The organism is Mesorhizobium sp. LNJC405B00, from assembly GCF_000502615.1.
Taxonomy (GTDB): Bacteria; Pseudomonadota; Alphaproteobacteria; order Rhizobiales; family Rhizobiaceae; genus Mesorhizobium.
Window position 1 is genome coordinate 249,037 of record NZ_AYWC01000009.1, and the last position, 17,835, is coordinate 266,871.

Below are 17,835 nucleotides of genomic sequence, written 5' to 3' on the forward strand. Positions count from 1 at the left end.
CTGCAGCTCTCGCAATGATCGTCACAGCAGGTAAACGGCATGGCGGATTCGCCTGATATCATCGGCTCGCTCGCGGATTTGTCGGGCGCCTACTCGGCCATCCTGTGCGATGTCTGGGGCGTGATCCACAATGGCGAATGGCATTTTCCGGCGGCTGCCGAAGCGCTTGCCGCCGCGCGTGCGGCGAAGGTCCCGGTCGTCCTGATCACCAACTCGCCGCGCCGCAATGCCGATGTGGTGGCGCAGATGAATGCGATCGGCGTTCCCGCCGCCGCCTACGACCGCGTCGTGACCTCAGGCGATGTGACCCGCGACCTTATCGCCGAAGGCCCACGAAAAATCTTCCATATCGGCGCCGACCGCGATTTCACCCTCTATGACGGTCTGGACGTCGAGCTCGTCGAGGAGTTCGAGGCCTCCGGCGCGGTCTGCACCGGGCTGTTCGACGACGAGGTGGAAACGCCTGAGGATTACGCCGATCTGCTGCGCCGGCTGCGCGCCAGGAACCTGCCTTTCATCTGCGCCAATCCCGACATCGTGGTCGAACGCGGCGAGCGCATGATCTGGTGCGCCGGCGCCTTGGCGCGCGACTATGCCCAGCTTGGCGGCCGCACGCTGATCGCCGGAAAACCTTATGCGCCGGTCTATGACGTAGCGCTGCGGGAGGTCGCCGTGCTTCTCGGCCGAGACGTCGCGCGCACCGAGGTGCTGGCCATCGGCGACGGCATGATGACCGACGTCAAGGGCGCCGCCGACAACGGCATCGACGTGCTTTACGTCTCGGGCGGCATTCACGCGCGCGACTATGGCGATCCCATGCAGCCGGACCCCGCCAGGCTTGCAGCCTTTCTGCAAAAGCACGGCTACCGGCCGGTCGCCGTCATTCCGAGACTGCGGTAGGGTTGCTGCATGAGCGCAGCTTTCGAACACATTTCAGCAACCGCGCCGCTGCCGCCGCATTTGCGCGGCGGCGTGGTGGCGATCGGCAATTTCGACGGCGTCCATCGCGGCCACCAGGCGGTGCTCGATCGCGCGCTTGCCGAAGCCGGGCGGCGCGGCGTGCCGGCGCTAGTGCTGACCTTCGACCCGCATCCGCGCAAGGTGTTCAGGCCCGATATGCCGCTGTTCGTATTGACGCCGCCGCCGATGAAGGCGCGGCTGCTGTCGCATCTGGGCTTTGCCGCACTCGTCGAACAGCCGTTCACGCGCGCCTTTGCCGGCCTGTCGGCCGAGGCTTTCGTGACCGATGTGCTGGAGACGAACCTCGGCATCACCCATGCCGTCACCGGCTTCGATTTTCACTTCGGCAAGGACCGGCAGGGCGGTCCTGCGTTTCTGATGGCGGCAGGCGAGCGCCATGGTTTCGGCGTCACCCTGGTCGACGCCTTTCGCGACGAGGGCGCCGAGGTGGTGTCGTCGAGCCGTATCCGCGAGCTGCTCTGCGAGGGAGAGGTCGCCGAGGCCGCAGGCCTGCTCGGCTACCGCTTCACCGTCGAAAGCGAAGTGATCGGCGGCCAGCAGCTCGGCCGCACGCTCGGCTTCCCGACAGCCAACATGAGGCTTTCGCCGGAAACGACTCTGAAGGAAGGGATTTATGCCGTCCGCTTTCGCCGCGCCGACGGCACGCTCTATGATGGTGTCGCCAGCTTCGGGCGTCGCCCGACTGTCGACGACAATGGCGCGCCGCTGCTCGAAACCTTCGTCTTCGACTTTGCCGGCGATCTCTATGGCGAGATCTGCGACGTATCGCTCTTCGGCTTTTTGCGTCCCGAGGTGAAGTTCGATGGGCTCGATGGGCTGGTGGCACAAATGAAGCGCGACGAGGCGGAGGCGCGCGCGCTGCTGGCCGGCGTCAGGCCGCTTTCGGATCTGGACGGCGCCATCGCTTTTTGAGCCTTCCGGCCGCTTACCTCTTCAAGCCCCTACTTCTTCAACGCCAGTCCGAGAGCGATGAAGCTCCAGCCCTGGAAGATCAGGTCGATGGCCAGGAACAGGCCGAGCACCCACAGGCTGTTGACCGGCCAGCCCATGGCGATGGTCAGCCCCGCCAGCACGCTGATCAGGCCCGCCGCGACGACCCAGCCCCAGCCCTTTTCCGGTCGGTGGCTATAGCCGACCCAGGCCCTGAGCGCGCCTGAAGCGACCAGCGCCACCGCCAGCAGCAAGGTCAGCACCGTCGAGGCCAGCAGCGGATTGTCGAAGGCAAAGAAACCGGCAACGGCATAAAGTAGGCCGCTGAGCAGCCAATAGAAGAAGCGACTCCAGGTCTTCACGCCGAAGGCATGCACGATCTCGATGATGCCGGCCATCAGCATCAGCCAGCCCACGACATAGACCGAGGCGACGGTGGCGATGAACAGATTGCCGAAGGCAATGCCGCCGAAGATGAGCAGCAGCACGCCGAGCGCGACGAACCACCCCCATTTGTCCCGTGTCCGGCCGATCGCATCTTTGAGGGTATCACCGTGCAGGGTCATGGCTGCATCTCCTCGAAATCGCCTGGCACCTTGCCGGGAGGTTAGCCCCGGCTGTAGCGGACGTCCAGCCGATGGCGACGGCTAGCAAACAAACAAAGCGTCGGTGGCTTGAGGTTCGCGCGTACGTGTCAATTTATGGCAGCCCACCCAGTCACAAGGACGAGGACAAGCGTGACGATCGCTCCAGAGACGTAGACGATCGTTCTGACACTGCCACCCTTGGCGGCATTGCCGCCGCGTAGGTAAACCCCCAGGTGAAGCAGGCGTATCGCCACATGAACCCAGACAATGGTCGCCAACGTGGCCGACCCAACGCCAACCATCATGGCCAGCACCGCCGGGACGACAAAAGGCGCCAGCGCCTCGACCGAGTTCATATGCACGCGGTCGATCCTGTAGAGGAGATTGGCGTCGTCGGCCGGGATCACCGGACCGGAAAGCGCTCCGGCAAATCCCTTGGACGAACCCGAGTAAACCGCCAGCGCGACTGACAAAAGACAGAGGATCAGTACACCGAGGATGCTTAGCCAATAGGGTTCCATAATTGTGCTCCTTCAGGTCACCTTGCTGGCAAAAAGATCTTGGAATCGCCTGAGATACAGCGGCCAGCCTCGATCACCGTCAATCCCAAAGCGCACGCCTTCCCAGCCTTCGCCATGACGTTCGAGATTGCGATGCTCGATCTCGACGCGGGTCCGGCTATTCGTCTCCGCCGTAAACCGGACTTCCCACTCGCTGGTCCTGTCCGGATTGGTCTCGATCTGCCATTGAGGGCTGATATCCCAACTCAGAAGCAGTCGGTTCGGCGGCTCGTAGGCCAGCACTCGTGCCCAGCGGCACTCGCTGCCATCCACACCGCGGTCGTAGACGTGACCGCCAACGCGGGGTTCGAAGATCGTCTCCGCGATCGGCACCGCAAGCAGGTTATGCTCTTTGGGTTTGAAACTGCCGAAGTCCTCGGTGAAGACCTTGAAGGCATGTGCGATCGGAGCCTCGACAAGGATGGAGTGCCTCACGGGCGGTTGATGTGTGCTCATTCCTGCTCCTTCAAGGGCTGTTCGACGACCACTTTGTAGGCCGCCAAGGTCTTGCTCCAGAACCGGTCGAGTTCGGCGCGCAGGCTGGCCAAGCCTTCCGGTTCGACCCGGTAGATGCGTTGCTTGCCTAGCCGTGTGTTGGCCACGAGGCCGGCGTCCTTGAGCACCTTCAGGTGCTGCGAGACCGCCGGCCGGGTGACAGGAAGCGCACGAGCCAATTCCCCGACCGAACAGGGTTGTTCGACCAGCAGTTCGAAGATCGTCCGCCTGGTCGGGTCGCCAAGCGCGGTCCATGTGTTCATGTTAGTCTGCACTAACGCGAATTTAGGCAACCTCGCTATTTCTGTCAAATCGCCACAGGCCCGGCGCGCCCTGTTCAAATGGGCCACAGCGCAAAAAAAACAGGGTCGCAGTTGCCGCCACTGCTGTAGATTTTAAGTCAAATTTTACCGAACCGGCGCCATGGCTTTGGCTGCCGGGTGTTCTCTCCGTTTTGTTTCGCGTATGGGGTGGTGATGCGTATTGTCTGGACGATTCCGCTGTTTCTCGCCTCGGCGCTGCTCACTGTGTCCACCGCCAATGCGGGCGAGGGTGCCTTCGGCTGGATGTCCGGCGACTGGTACCTGACGCTTGGCGCCACCGGCATGGTCGCGCCGAAATTCGAGGGCTCCAACAGCTATCTGCTCAGCGCATCGCCGATCATCTCGCTGGGCAAGGCCGGCCCGGCCGCGCGCTTTACCTCGCGCAACGACAACATCTCGCTGGCGCTGGTCGACGATGGCGGCGTCCGCGCCGGCCTGACCGGAAAATTCCTGTTTTCCCGCGACAGCAAGGATGAGCTCAAGGGCCTCGACCCGGTGCGCTGGGGCGGTGAGGTCGGCGGCTTCTTCGAAATCTATCCGACGGACTGGCTGCGCGCCCGCGCCGAACTGCGCCATGGCATTCGTGCCCATGATGGCTTTGTCGCCGACATCGCCGCCGATGCTTTCTACGACGTGACGCCGACTGTCAGAATTTCGGGCGGACCACGCGTGTCCTTTGCCTCGTCGGGCTATTTCGACTCTTATTATGGTGTCAACGCCAAGGAGGCTGCGGCCTCGGGCCTGAGCGAACACCATCCTGGCGGCGGCCTGAAATCGACCGGCCTTGGTGGCGCCATCACCTGGAAGGTGACCGATCCGATGACCGCCAGCCTGTTCGGCGAATATGCGCGCCTGATGGGCCCGGCTGCCGATTCCAGCCTGGTCAAGGAGCGCGGCGACCGTAACCAGTTCACGGTCGGCGTCTCGACCACCTATCGCTTCGACTTCGCGATGTAAGTGAATCGAACAAGAGACGCTTTATTCCTGCGGCTTTCTCGGCTAAAAGCCCGGCAATGACGAGCTTTTCACGCCTTCGCGCGCTGACGATACGAATTACAGGCCCGGTGTTCCGGGCGGCCTGAGCGCCGCCGGAGCCGCCGGGAGTTTTGCGCGCCCCCTCGCGCTTTTCCAATCATGATAGTTCACGCCCGAGCTTTTACGCCCGCCGGGCAATGCACATGGCAGACCAATGACCGACACTGTTGAAACGATCGACTATTCCAAGACGCTTTACCTGCCGCAGACGGATTTCCCGATGCGCGCCGGCTTGCCTGAAAAAGAACCGCAGCTGGTCAAGCGCTGGCAGGACATGGATCTCTACCGCAAGCTGCGCGAGGACGCGGCCGGCCGCGAAAAATACGTGCTGCATGACGGCCCGCCCTACGCCAATGGCAACATCCATATCGGCCATGCGCTGAACAAGATCCTCAAGGACGTCATCACCCGTTCGTTCCAGATGCGCGGCTATGACGCCAATTATGTGCCGGGTTGGGACTGCCATGGCCTGCCGATCGAATGGAAGATCGAGGAACAGTACCGCGCCAAGGGCAAGAACAAGGACGAGGTGCCGGTCAACGAGTTTCGCAAGGAATGCCGCGACTTCGCCGCGAACTGGATCACGGTGCAGGGCGGCGAGTTCCAGCGGCTCGGCGTCGTCGGCGATTTCAAGAACCCCTATACGACAATGGCTTTCCACTCGGAGTCGCGCATCGCCGGGGAGTTGTTGAAGTTCGCCATGTCGGGCCAGCTCTATCGCGGCTCCAAGCCGGTAATGTGGAGCGTCGTCGAGCGCACCGCACTGGCCGAGGCCGAGATCGAATACCAGGACTATGAGTCCGACACGATCTGGGTGAAGTTTCCAGTTGTGTCAGGATTTTGGAGCGTTGAGCACTTTGTATCAGACGCTGCACCGTCCATGCGCGTTCCGGAAAGCGTTGCACTTTTGGACAACGCCCACGTCGTCATCTGGACGACAACCCCGTGGACGATCCCCGGCAACCGTGCCGTCAATTATTCGTCACGGATCGGCTACGGCCTTTATGAAGTTACCGCAGCCGAAAATTCGTTCGGTCCACAGCCCGGTGAGAAGCTGATCTTTGCAGATGCGCTTGCCGAAGACTCCTCGGCCAAGGCCAAGGTCACCTTGAATCGGCTTCGCAGCGTTTCGGTCGAAGAGCTTGGAAGCCTTACACTTTCACATCCCTTCAAAGGTCTCGGCGGTGGTTACGAATTCGCCGTACCCATGCTTGCCGGGGACCATGTCACCGACGATGCCGGTACCGGTTTCGTCCACACCGCGCCCGGCCATGGCCGCGAGGACTTTGATGCCTGGATGGATGCGGCATCGGATTTGCGCGCACGTGGCATCGACCCTGCCATCCCCTTCACTGTAGATGATGCCGGCTTCTTCACCAGGGACGCGCCGGGTTTTGGCCCGGATCGCGAAGGTGGCGCCGCGCGTGTCATCGACGATAACGGCAAGAAGGGCAATGCCAATCAGGCGGTCATCGACGAACTGATCAAGCGCAACGCGCTGTTCGCGCGCGGCCGGCTGAAGCATTCCTACCCGCATTCCTGGCGGTCGAAGAAGCCGATCATCTTCCGCAACACGCCGCAATGGTTCGTCTATATGGACAAGGACCTCGGCGACGGCACGACGTTGCGCAGCCGTGCGCTGAAGGCGATCGACGACACACGCTTCGTGCCGGCGGCCGGCCAGAACCGTATCCGCGCCATGATCGAGGAACGCCCGGATTGGGTCTTGTCACGCCAGCGCGCCTGGGGCGTGCCGATCGCCGTCTTTGCCGATGAGGATGGCAACGTGCTGAAGGACGAAGCCGTCAACCAGCGCATCATGGATGCTTTCGAACAGGAAGGCGCCGACGCCTGGTTCGCTGCCGGCGCCAAGGAGCGTTTCCTCGGCAATCACGATGCCTCCAAATGGAAGCAGGTGATGGACATCCTTGACGTCTGGTTCGATTCGGGCTCGACGCATGTCTTCACGCTGGAAGACCGTCCGGACCTGAAATGGCCGGCCGACGTCTATCTCGAAGGCTCCGACCAGCATCGCGGCTGGTTCCACTCCTCGCTGCTCGAAAGCTGCGGCACGAGGGGCAGGGCACCTTACGACACCGTCGTCACCCATGGCTTCACCATGGATGAGGAGGGGCGAAAGATGTCGAAATCGCTCGGCAACACCGTGGTGCCGCAAGACGTCATCAAGCAGTCCGGCGCCGACATTCTGCGGTTATGGGTGGTGACGACGGATTATTGGGAAGACCAGCGTCTCGGCAAGAACGTGCTGCAGACCAACATCGACGCCTACCGCAAGCTCCGCAACACCATCCGCTGGATGCTGGGCACGCTCGCCCATGACGATGGCGAGGAGGTGCCGCTGGACAAGATGCCGGAACTGGAGCGGCTGATGCTGCATCGGCTGGCCGAGCTCGATGAGGTCGTGCGCTCGGGCTACGACGCGTTCGAGTTCAAACGCATCACCCGCACTTTGCTCGACTTCATGGTGGTCGAGCTGTCGGCCTTCTATTTCGACATCAGGAAGGACGCGCTCTATTGCGAGGGACCCGCCAGCGTGAAGCGCAAGGCCTCGGTGCAAGTGGTGCGCCACCTCTTCGACTGCCTGGTGAAATGGCTGGCGCCGATGCTGCCCTTCACCACGGAAGAAGCCTGGCTCGACCGTCATCCGGATGCTGTCTCGCTGCATCTCGACCAGTTCCCCGAGATTCCGGCCGACTGGAAGAACGAGGCACTGGCGGAAAAATGGCGCAAGGTGCGGCAGGTCCGCCGAGTCGTCACCGGCGCGCTCGAGATCGCACGCGCTCAGAAGGTCATCGGTGCCTCGCTGGAAGCCGTGCCGGTCGTGACCCTCGACGATGCCGCGCTTGAAGCCGCGATCGCCGATGTCGACATGGCCGAAATGGCGATCACCAGCGATCTCGTCATCGCCCACGGCAAGGCGCCGGAAGGCGCCTTTGCGCTCGACGACGTCAAGGGTGTCGCGGTGGTGGTTGAAAAGGCCGAGGACCGTGGGTTGGTCAAATGCGCGCGCTCGTGGCGCTATACCGCCGATGTCGGGCAGGACGTGGAATTCCCCGACGTGTCTGCCCGCGATGCCGCCGTGCTGCATGAACTCAAGGCTCTGGGGCGTTTGTAAGCGCTCATAAGCCGGTGCACAAATGCCACGGCGGGCGGGTGAAAACCGCCCGCGCGTTGCCCTTAACGAGTGGTTGAGATAAACACGCGAAACTCCGGAAGACAAATTGTCGCCGGAATTCCGTCGCAAGAGCGTGGACGATGGGGACCGGGCCTTTGGCCGGTGACGATCGAGAGGCTGTCTAGAGTGGGACTTTTTGGCATGACCAAGAGAACTTATGCGCGCGTTGCTCTGCTGGCGCCGCTTGTCGCGTCCGGCCTCGCTCTGTCCGGTTGCATGGGTTCGCCTACCTACGGCACCGACAAGACGGCTGGCGAGCAGCTTGCCGGAGACCTTTCCGGCGCCTTCGCGATCACGCCCAAGCACAAGGAACAGATCGACTACAGGCCGCGTCCGGAGCTGGTAAAGCCGGCGCCGGGGCAGAAGGAAGTGCTGCCGCCGCCTCAGGAAAGCATCGAGACGGCGAGCACCGATTGGCCCGAATCGCCCGAGCAGCGCCGCGCCCGTCTGCGTGCCGACGCCACTGCCCACCAGGACGACCCGTCCTATCAATCGGGGATCGTCGATGACGTGCAGACCGATCCGGCTTCCGTGAAGAAGGCGCTGGCGGATTCGGGCTCCAGCCACCCGCCGGCCTGGTCGCCGAAGGATTCAGACAAGGGCCGCGCCGCGGAGATCCAGCGCCGCACCGCAGAGCAAAAGCAGGGCGATCCCAACACTCGCAGATATCTGAGCGAGCCGCCTCTGGCCTACCGAGCTGCCTCCGACACGGCGCCGCAGGGCGAACTCGGCGAGGATGAATACAAGAAGGAACGCCGCCTCAAGAAGGAAGCGGCCGCCAAGGGCAAGAGCGGCGGGCTCTTCGACTGGCTGCCCTCCTGGTAGGAACGCCGCCTTCGGTAGCTGAAGGCTCTACGTTTCGCGTCTTTCCCGAAAGAATTCCCTGAGCAGCAGCGCCGCATCGGCCTCGGCCATGCCCGGATAGATGTCGGGCGTATGGTGGCAGGTCGGCGAAGCGAAGAAGCGCACGCCGTTGACCACCGCGCCGCCCTTCTCGTCGGCCGCGCCGAAATAGAGCCGGCGCAGCCTGGCGAAGGAAATGGCGCCGGCGCACATGGCGCAGGGTTCCAGGGTCACATAGAGGTCGTGGCCGGTCAGCCGTTCGCTGGAGAGCGTTTGGCAGGCCGCGCGGATCGCCAGCATTTCGGCATGCGCCGTCGGATCGGCAAGTTCGCGGGTGCGGTTACCGGCGGATGCCACCACCGTGTCGCCGCTGGCGATGACGGCGCCAACGGGAACTTCTCCGCGCAAGGCGGCGGCTTGCGCCTCTTTCAGCGCCAGCGCCATGAAACCCGGCCGCTTCAAGCGGTTTCCATTCCGATTATCTCCTCGCCACTTGGCGGTGATCCTGTTATGGAGCGCGTCAACCCGAATATCGGAACAGATTTTCGGAAATGATCATGCGCCAAATCAAAGTGCTATAGCGTCCTTTGCGCGTCCGAAAGGATGCGCCACGCTGTAGCAGCGCAACAAGGCAAAGGCCACATGGACGACAACGACAAGAAATCTCCGCGCCACAAAGGCCCGGGCAAAAGCGGCCCTGGAGCCGCGGGGCCGCGCCGCGATGGCGCCGCCGGCAAAAGCGGCAAACCCTCCTTCGGGGCCAAGAAACCCTATTCACCGCGCAGCGCCCGGCCGGCAGTGGCTGAGGGCGAGCGGCCCAAGCGCGATTTCAAAAGTGGCGACCGGCCATTCAGCAAGGGTCCGCGTCCCGAAGGCAAGCCTTTCGAAAAGCGCGAGGGACCGCGCAAGCCATATGCACCACGCGGTGACCGGCCGATGGCAGCCGAAGGCGAGCGCAAGCCGTATGAAAAGCGCGAAGGGCCGCGCAAACCCTATGCGCCGCGTGGGGATCGCCCGATGGCGGCCGAGGGTGAACGCAAGCCGTATGAAAAGCGCGAGGGGCCGCGCAAGCCTTATGCACCGCGCGGCGATCGGCCGGTTGCGGCCGATGGCGAGCGGCCAAAGCGCGATTTCAAGGGCGGCGATCGGCCATTCAGCAAGGGGCCGCGTCCCGAAGGCAAGCCTTTCGAAAAGCGTGAAGGGCCGCGCAAGCCCTACGCACCGCGTGGCGATCGGCCTGCTTCCGCCGAGGGCGAAAAGCGTTTTGACCGGCCAAAGCGCGATTTTGGCGATCGCCCGCAGCGCGACGCCGGAGATCGTCCCAAGCGTGACTTCAGCGATCGCCCCAAGCGCGATTTCGGTGGTGACCGGCCGCAAGCATCTGGCGGCGCCTTCAAGCCGCGCCCGCGTCCGGCAGATGCGGAAGAAGCCGGCGAGCGTATCGCCAAGCGGTTGGCCCGCGCCGGCCTGGCGTCGCGCCGCGACGCCGAAGACCTGATCGCGGCGGGCCGTGTCAAGGTCAACAACCGGGCTTTGACCTCGCCGGCCTTCAACGTCATGCCAGGCGACATCATCCATCTCGACGGCATGGAGATCCCGCCGATCGAGCGCACCCGCCTGTTCCTGTTTCACAAGCCGGCCGGCGTCGTTACCACCAACCGCGACCCCGAGGGCCGCAAGACCGTGTTCGACGTGCTGCCGGCCGAATTGCCGCGGCTGATGACCATCGGCCGCCTCGACATCAACACCGAAGGCCTGCTGCTGCTCACCAATGATGGCGGTCTGTCGCGCGTGCTCGAACTGCCTGCCACTGGCTGGCTGCGCCGTTACCGCGTGCGCGTTCATGGCAAGGTCGAGGAAAGCATGCTCGCAGGCCTGCGTGAAGGCATTGCCGTCGACGGCGTCTTCTACGGCGCCATCGAGGCGACGCTCGATCGTGAACAAGGCACCAACGCGTGGCTGACGATCGGCCTGCGCGAAGGCAAGAACCGCGAAGTGAAGAACATCCTTGGATCGCTCGGCCTCGACGTGACGCGGCTGATCCGTATCTCCTACGGACCGTTCCAGCTCGACGATCTCGCCGAAGGCCATGTGCTGGAGATCAAGGGCCGCGTCTTGCGCGACCAGCTCGGCGAGCGACTGGTCGAGGAATCCGGCGCCAATTTCGACGCCGAGATCATCAAGCCGTTTTCCAACCAGCCGGTGCGGCGAGAGCGTGACGTGGAGCCGGAACGGCCGAAAGTCACCCGCGAGGGTGACCATCGGCCGATCGGCGAGGGCGGTCTGATCAAGAACCGCAAGCGCCGCGAAGGCAGCCGCGACGAAGCGCTCGGCAAGCTGTCGACCAGTCCCGAAAGGGGCGCGAGGCCGGAAAAGAGCTTTGGCGAACGCGGCCCGAGACCTGAGCGCAGCGAGTTTTCGGACAAGCCGCGCAGCGAGTTTCGCGAAAAGCCGCGCGGCGATTTTGGCGACAAGCCCCGTGGAGGCTTCGGCGACAAGCCGCGCGGCGCCTTTGGTGACAAACCGCGCGGCGGCAAGAAGCCCGAGCGCGAGCAGCGGCCGATCGATCCGCCGGGCCAGCGCAAGGCTAATGTCTGGATGGCGCCGGGCGCGCGTCCGATCGGCAAGGGCAGGGCGGAAGCCGATGCCGCCAAGGCGGCTGAGGCCAAGGCGCGCAAGGCGTCGTTCAAGCCGTCCTATGGCAAGCCGGGCGGAGCCAAGCCGTTCGGCAAGCCGGGTGGCGAGCGTCCGGATGGCGGTCGGGGCGGCGAGCGGCCACGCAACGGTCCCAAGGGCCCGAGGACCAGATGATGCCGGGACTTAAATGAGATCCGGCCTTAAATGAGACCCGGGAATAAATGAGAATCGTCGGCGGCCAATTTCGCGGGCGTCCGCTGGCGACGCCGCGCGACCATGCCATCCGCCCGACGACCGACCGCGCCCGCGAGGCCGTCTTCAACGTGTTGGCGCACCGCTTTGCCGACAAGCTCGACGGCGCGCGTGTGCTCGACCTTTTCGCCGGCACCGGCGCTCTCGGCCTCGAAGCGCTGTCGCGCGGCGCTTCCTATGGCGTCTTTATCGAAGAATCGGCCGAAGGGCGCGGCCTGATCCGCACCAATGTCGAAGCTTTTGGCCTTACCGGCCGCACCAAGATCTTCCGCCGCGACGCGACCGCCCTGGGTGAGGCCGGTACGCTTGCGGCATTCGGCCTGGTCTTCGCCGATCCGCCCTATGGCAAGGGCCTTGGCGAGCGCGCCCTGCGCTCGGCCAGGGATGGCGGCTGGCTGCTGCCAGGCGCGCTGTGCGTGGTCGAGGAAGCCGCCTCGGCGCCCTTCGAGATTGGGCCGGAATTCTCGGTGCTTGATGAACGAAACTACGGCGAGACGGTGATCCGGTTCGTCGAGCTTGCGTAAGGGTGGGGCGATCGGCGCCTTCAAAATGACGCACAATTCACTTTGCCTCCCCGGCTAACCTTGCCTATCGTCGCGCGATAACAACCGGAGCCATCAATGACATTTCATACTGAATGGCTGCGGAGAGCCTTGCTCGCCACCGCGCTGACCATGGCCGGCCCGGCCCTGGCCGCGGATGATGGCAAGGTGGCCAACTTCCTGCTCGACAATGGCATGGAGGTGGTGGTCATTCCCGATCATCGCGCCCCCATCGTCACCCATATGGTGTGGTACAAGATCGGCAGCGCCGACGAGCCGCCAGGCAAGTCCGGCATAGCGCACTTCTTCGAACACCTGATGTTCAAGGCCACGACCAACCACGCCGCGGGCGAGTTCGACCGCGCCATATCGGCCATCGGCGGCTCCAACAACGCCTTCACCTCATATGACTACACTGCCTTCCACGAGACGGTGGCGCCCTCGGCACTTGGTGAGATGATGAGCTTCGAGGCCGATCGCATGCGCAACCTCATCTTGACCGACGAGGTCATCAAGACCGAGCGCGACGTGATCCTGGAAGAGCGCCGCTCGCGCATCGACAGCAATCCGCAGGCGGTGCTCGACGAAGAGGTCGACGCGACGCTCTGGCAGAACCAGCCCTACCGCATTCCGGTGATCGGCTGGATGCAGGAGATGGAGCAGTTGAACCGCACCGATGCGGTTGCCTTCTATGACAAATACTACCGGCCCAACAATGCGGTGCTGATCGTGGCCGGCGATGTCGAGCCGGAGGTCGTGAAGGCGCTGGCCGAAAAAACCTATGGCAAGGTCGCGCGCGGTCCCGACCTGCCCCTGCGCATCCGCCCGGTCGAGCCGGAGCAGAACACCAAGCGCACGGTGACGCTCACCGATGGGCGCGTTTCGGTGCCGAGCTTTTCGACGCAATGGGTGGTTCCGTCCTACCACACGGCAAAACCCGGCGAGGCCGAGGCGCTCGACCTGCTGGGAGAGATCCTTGGCGGCGGCAGCCGCAGCAGGCTCTACCAGCAACTCGTGGTCAAGCAAGGCATCGCATCGGCGACCGGCGCCTTCTTCCAGGGTACGATGCTCGACGCCACCAATTTCACCGTCTATGGCGCGCCGCGCGGCGACGCCAAGCTGAGCGACGTCGAGGCGGCCGTCGAGGCCGAGATCGCCCGCATCGTCAAGGACGGCGTCACCGCCGACGAGCTGGAGAAGGCCAAGGCCCGCTATATCAGGGCCATGATCTTCGCCCGCGACAAGCAGGACGAGATGGCCAATCTCTACGGCGCCGAGCTCGCCACCGGCGGCAACGTCAGGGATATCGAGGAATGGCCGGACCGCATTCGCAAGGTCACCGCCGATGAGATCAAGGCGGTCGCCGCACGCTATCTGCTGCTCGACCGTACGACGACCGGCTATCTCTTGCCGCAGCAACAGGCTGGGAATTGATGATGACAAGATTGAGCATTGGCGCTGCCCCTCACCTGCCTGCCGGCATCCTCTCTCCGTATAGTGACGGGGAGAGGGGCGCTGTCATCGCCGATTTCGCCAACCATCAGCGTCGTAAGAAGAGCGCCAGCGTCGCGGCGAGACCCCTTCTCCCCGTCACTATACGGGGAGAAGTGCCCGGCAGCGCGATGAGGGGCGGAGCTGACCTTGGCGATCAATGGCCTGATGCGATTGCTGATAGGCGCATCGCGGTTCTCCACGCCCTCGCCACACTGTTCCTCGGCATCTTCTTCCTCATCCTGCCGGCGCTTGCCGCGCACGCGATGGACATCCAACCGGTGACCTCGTCAAAGGGCGTCAATGCCTGGCTGGTCGAGGACCACTCCATTCCGATCATCGCCATCCGCTTCGTCTTCGATGGCGGCTCGACGCAGGATCCGGCGGGGCGGGAAGGGTTGGTCAATCTGATGACCGGCCTGTTCGACGAGGGCGCCGGCGACCTCGACAGCGAGGCCTTCCAGATCAAGCTTGACGATGCCGGCGCAGAGATGGGCTTCGAAGCGGCGCGCGACGGCACCTATGGCGCGATGCGGATGCTGGCCGAGCAGAAGGATGCGGCCTTCGACCTGCTCAGGCTGGCGGTCACCAGCCCGCGCTTCGACCAGGCGCCGATCGACCGCATCCGCGCCCAGATCCTGTCCGGCATCATCGCCAATGAGCGTGACCCCAACACCGTCGCGCAAACCAAATGGCTGCGCGCCATCTATGGCGACCATCCGTATTCCAGGCCCGACCAGGGCACCAAGGACAGCATTGCCACCGTCACGGCGGCGGATCTGGCGGCCTTCCACAAGGCCAATTTCGCCCTCAGCGGCCTGCATGTCGCGGTGGTCGGCGACATCGACGCCGCGACGCTGAAGCGGAAGCTCGATGAGGTCTTCGGCGATCTGCCGGAAAAGCAGGTGCTGCAACCGGTTGCCGATACCGAGCTGAAGCTCGGCCAGCAGCTCGAGGTCGACTACGACCTGCCGCAGACCTCGCTGCAGTTTGCCTACCCCGGTGTGAAGCGCGATGCGCCGGATTTCTTCCCCGCGGTGCTGATGAACCAGATTCTCGGCGGCGGCACCTTCACCTCGCGCCTCTATGACGAGGTGCGGGAAAAGCGCGGCCTGGCCTACTCCGTCGATTCCAACCTGGTCGACCACCAGCATTCCAATGCGCTGATCATCACCACGGCGACGCGTTCCGACCGCGCCGCCGAGACGCTCGCCATCGTCAAGGAGGTGGTCAAGAAGATGGCGCAGGAGGGGCCGACCGAGGCCGAGCTGGACGCGACCAAGAAATACATGGTCGGCTCCTATGCTATTAGCAATCTGGATTCTTCCAGCGCCATTGCCGCGACCCTGGTGGAATTGCAGCTCGACAATCTCGGCATCGACTACGTGCAGCGCCGCGCGGCGCTCATCAACGGCGTGACGCTCGATCAGGTCAAGGCAGCGGCGAAGAAGCTGCTGACGCCGGCGCCCGCGATCATGAGCATCGGGCCGAAGCTGGAGGCCAAATGACAGGTCCGACTTTCGGTATCGCCTTTGGCGGCGGCGGCGCGCGCGGCCTCGCCCATATCCACATCGTCGAGGCGCTGGATGAGCTCGGCATCATGCCCGTGGCCATCGCCGGCTCCTCGATCGGCGCCATCATGGGCGCCGGCATGGCCTCGGGCATGAGCGGCAAGGACATCGAGGACTACGCCCGCTCGATCCTCGGCCGCCGCGCCGAGGTGGCGGCGCGCATGTGGCGCTCGCGTCCCGGCACCATCGCCGAGGCGATGCAGGGCGGCATCCGCGTCAGCCAGTTCAACATAGAGCGCATCTTGAAGGCGTTCCTGCCGGAAGCCATCCCGGAAACCTTCGCCGAGCTGAAAATCCCGCTGAAGGTGACGGCGACGGACTATTTCGGTCACAAGCTAGCCGTCTTCGACGAGGGCGACCTGCATTCGGCGCTCGCCGCCTCGGCTGCCATTCCCGCCGTGTTCCGCCCGGTGACGCGCGACGACCGCGTGCTGATCGACGGCGGCATCTACAATCCGGTGCCGTTCGACCTCATCGAAAACGACGCCGACATCATCATCGCCATCGACGTCGTCGGCGCGCCGAGCGAGGCCGAGCGCAAGCACCCGACCACGGTCGACCTGATGTATGGCGCGACGCAATTGATGATGCAGTCGATCATCGCCCACAAGCTGAACCAGCGCCCACCAGACATATTGATCCGCCCGCCAGTGTCGAAATACCGCGTGCTCGATTTCATGAAGATCGACACGCTGATGGCCGAGACGCAGGAGGTCAAGGACGAACTGAAGCGCGAGGTGGAAAGAGTGGTCGAGGCGCGTGCCAAGGGCAAGCGGGGGAAGAAAGTAGGGTGAGCTGCCGATCTCCCCCCTCGAGGGGGAGATGGCCGGCAGGCCAGAGGGGGTCGTCTCGCGTGAAGCTAGACCTCCTACTGTCGATAGGAGGTTGCGTCAGGACGGACCGACCGCCTCTGTCGCCTTCGGCGACATCTCCCCTCAAGGGGAGATTACCCGACCAGCGTCTCACACCCTCCCAGCCGCATATTCCAGCGCCACCACGCCATTGCTGAACTGTACGGTCGAGATCGGCTCCAACGCCACCGGCATATCGGGCGGGAACAGCTTCTTGCCCTCCCCGACGGAGCCAGGGTAGCTCAGCAGCCTGACGCGATCGACCAGACCATGGCGCAGCAATTCCCGCGCGACGCTCAGGCTGCCATGCACATAGATGTTGCCGCCGCTGCCTTGCTTCAGCGCCCGAACCGCTTCCGGCAACACACCCTTCAGCAACTCGGCCGGTTTCCAGTCGAGTGCCTTCGGGCTTGTCGACGCGACATATTTCGGCAGAGCATTGAAACGGTCGGCGAAGTCTCCGGTTTCCTTGGGCCAAGAGCCGGCAAAAATCTCGTAGGTCGTGCGCCCCAGAAGCATGGCCCCGCTGTCGGCAAGCTCGTCCTCCTTGAACCTTTGCATCTCATCGTTCCAGGTCACGCTGGGCAGCTTCTCGACCTCGGCGAAGCCATCGATGCTGATGAACTCGGTGATAATAAGGTTTCTCATGGCGCTCTCCTTCTTCTGTCAAAGGACGAACCGTGTGAGCCTTTTGCGACCGCTCTGCGAAAAAAAGCGCTTTGTTGAGCAGGCGTTGCTGTCGGGCGCTGGCCCATCGCGCTTAAAGGGGGGCGCTTCGGACACCATCGACAAACGCCAGAACGACCACACACGGAGCAACGCAGTAAACCAGTCTCGCTCTGCGGCCCGTCTTCGTCACAGCGTCGCTTGCGTCGAGATCGACGGTGATGTCGTCATAGCCCAGCACTTCGCCATCAAGCGGGTAGGCGGCCTTGTAGACAGCTTCCTTGGCGGCAAAAAGGATGCGACCGGCAAGATACGGGTCGGTTGCGTCGATCCGGTCAGCGGGGACTGCAACCAGCGCGAAGATGTCGTCGGGCAGGGGCAAAGCGGGCTCGATATCGATGCCGAGCGAGGCGACGTGGGAGAGCGGCGCGACGGCCGCCACGGCTATCTCGTCGTCGTGAGCCAGCGACCCCGTTACTCCATGAGGCCATACCGGTGCGCCGGAGGAGCCGCGGAGGATAGCGACGTCGTTCAAGCCCATATCCGCCAGCAGCTCGTGCGCGATCCACCGCGCCGCGCCACTCGCCCGCCGCATCAGCGGCAGGCGTGACGGGATGGAGCGTGCTTCCTGCGGCAGCAAATGGTTCTCATCGCCTTCGCGGATCGTGCGGCATCCGATCCGAACGCCGGCCGGTGCCATGGCGGCCATCGCCGCCAGCAACTGCGCCGACAGGCTGGCACCGGCATCGGGCGGGCGCGTCATGGCTGTTCGCCCCGCAGAGCGAGGTCGGCGATCATTTCCCCGTCCTCGTCGGGCCCTTCTTCGACGAAACCGGCAGCGCGATAGAGGCGGCGTGCCGCTTCATTCCCACCGC

17 protein-coding genes are annotated in these 17,835 nt (G+C 63.9%); 10 read left to right on the forward strand and 7 right to left on the reverse strand.

The genetic code is table 11. The features are described from left to right. Window positions 1-39 precede the first annotated feature (39 nt). Both X756_RS147540 and X756_RS147535 read left to right on the forward strand, forming a co-directional pair. A complete protein-coding gene (locus X756_RS147540; protein WP_023671533.1) occupies window positions 40-900 on the forward strand; it encodes a TIGR01459 family HAD-type hydrolase in 861 nt (286 codons plus the stop codon). 9 nt (window positions 901-909) lie between these two features. Continuing rightward, window positions 910-1,893: a bifunctional riboflavin kinase/FAD synthetase gene (locus X756_RS147535; protein ID WP_023682976.1), complete on the forward strand. Its 984-nt coding sequence runs from the start codon at window positions 910-912 to the stop codon at window positions 1,891-1,893. A 29-nt stretch (window positions 1,894-1,922) separates the two neighbouring features. Here X756_RS147535 and X756_RS147530 read toward each other — a convergent pair whose 3' ends face one another. From X756_RS147530 to X756_RS147515, 4 genes are all read right to left on the reverse strand, one after another. Then, entirely contained in the window at window positions 1,923-2,477 is a 555-nt protein-coding gene (locus X756_RS147530; RefSeq protein ID WP_023671535.1) for an HdeD family acid-resistance protein, read from the reverse strand. A 128-nt stretch (window positions 2,478-2,605) separates the two neighbouring features. Next, window positions 2,606-3,019, reverse strand: a complete 414-nt coding sequence (locus X756_RS147525) for an MAPEG family protein (RefSeq protein WP_023671536.1) — start codon at window positions 3,017-3,019, stop codon at window positions 2,606-2,608. Window positions 3,020-3,031: 12 nt separating this feature from the next. Further along, window positions 3,032-3,514 carry an SRPBCC family protein gene (locus tag X756_RS147520; protein ID WP_023730459.1) on the reverse strand — a complete coding sequence of 161 codons (483 nt, stop codon included), beginning with the start codon at window positions 3,512-3,514 and terminating at the stop codon, window positions 3,032-3,034. Then, window positions 3,511-3,816, reverse strand: a complete 306-nt coding sequence (locus X756_RS147515) for a metalloregulator ArsR/SmtB family transcription factor (RefSeq protein WP_031244613.1) — start codon at window positions 3,814-3,816, stop codon at window positions 3,511-3,513. Before X756_RS147515 ends, X756_RS147520 begins: the two co-directional genes overlap by 4 nt. Window positions 3,817-4,029: 213 nt before the next feature. Here X756_RS147515 and X756_RS147510 point away from each other — a divergent pair, with 213 nt between their 5' ends. From X756_RS147510 to X756_RS147500, 3 genes are all read left to right on the forward strand, one after another. Then, window positions 4,030-4,833: a MipA/OmpV family protein gene (locus tag X756_RS147510; protein ID WP_023730461.1), complete on the forward strand. Its 804-nt coding sequence runs from the start codon at window positions 4,030-4,032 to the stop codon at window positions 4,831-4,833. A 232-nt stretch (window positions 4,834-5,065) separates the two neighbouring features. Further along, entirely contained in the window at window positions 5,066-8,047 is a 2,982-nt protein-coding gene (gene ileS / locus X756_RS147505; protein WP_023730462.1) for an isoleucine--tRNA ligase, read from the forward strand. Between the two features lie 201 nt (window positions 8,048-8,248). Further along, entirely contained in the window at window positions 8,249-8,932 is a 684-nt protein-coding gene (locus X756_RS147500) for a hypothetical protein (protein WP_023671541.1), read from the forward strand. Window positions 8,933-8,959: 27 nt separating this feature from the next. Here X756_RS147500 and X756_RS147495 read toward each other — a convergent pair whose 3' ends face one another. Continuing rightward, complete coding sequence (locus X756_RS147495) at window positions 8,960-9,412, reverse strand: nucleoside deaminase (protein WP_023730463.1); 453 nt, start codon at window positions 9,410-9,412, stop codon at window positions 8,960-8,962. Window positions 9,413-9,592: 180 nt separating this feature from the next. Here X756_RS147495 and X756_RS147490 point away from each other — a divergent pair, with 180 nt between their 5' ends. From X756_RS147490 to X756_RS147470, 5 genes are all read left to right on the forward strand, one after another. Next, window positions 9,593-11,761: a pseudouridine synthase gene (locus X756_RS147490; protein WP_023730464.1), complete on the forward strand. Its 2,169-nt coding sequence runs from the start codon at window positions 9,593-9,595 to the stop codon at window positions 11,759-11,761. Between the two features lie 47 nt (window positions 11,762-11,808). Continuing rightward, window positions 11,809-12,363, forward strand: a complete 555-nt coding sequence (rsmD, locus tag X756_RS147485) for a 16S rRNA (guanine(966)-N(2))-methyltransferase RsmD (protein WP_023730465.1) — start codon at window positions 11,809-11,811, stop codon at window positions 12,361-12,363. A gap of 96 nt (window positions 12,364-12,459) precedes the next feature. Next, the gene (locus X756_RS147480; protein ID WP_023730466.1) at window positions 12,460-13,815 is read left to right on the forward strand and encodes a pitrilysin family protein; all 1,356 of its coding nucleotides are present in this window, start codon (window positions 12,460-12,462) and stop codon (window positions 13,813-13,815) included. 188 nt (window positions 13,816-14,003) lie between these two features. Further along, window positions 14,004-15,380 carry a pitrilysin family protein gene (locus tag X756_RS147475; protein ID WP_023730467.1) on the forward strand — a complete coding sequence of 459 codons (1,377 nt, stop codon included), beginning with the start codon at window positions 14,004-14,006 and terminating at the stop codon, window positions 15,378-15,380. Then, entirely contained in the window at window positions 15,377-16,237 is an 861-nt protein-coding gene (locus X756_RS147470; protein ID WP_023730468.1) for a patatin-like phospholipase family protein, read from the forward strand. The genes X756_RS147475 and X756_RS147470 overlap by 4 nt, the downstream gene beginning before the upstream one ends. Window positions 16,238-16,405: 168 nt before the next feature. On the opposite strand, the gene X756_RS147465 is transcribed toward X756_RS147470, so the two are convergent. Beyond that, window positions 16,406-16,942: a dihydrofolate reductase family protein gene (locus tag X756_RS147465; RefSeq protein ID WP_023730469.1), complete on the reverse strand. Its 537-nt coding sequence runs from the start codon at window positions 16,940-16,942 to the stop codon at window positions 16,406-16,408. Window positions 16,943-17,054: 112 nt separating this feature from the next. Next, complete coding sequence (locus X756_RS147460; RefSeq protein ID WP_023730470.1) at window positions 17,055-17,723, reverse strand: 4'-phosphopantetheinyl transferase superfamily protein; 669 nt, start codon at window positions 17,721-17,723, stop codon at window positions 17,055-17,057. Between the last annotated feature and the right edge of the window lie 112 nt (window positions 17,724-17,835).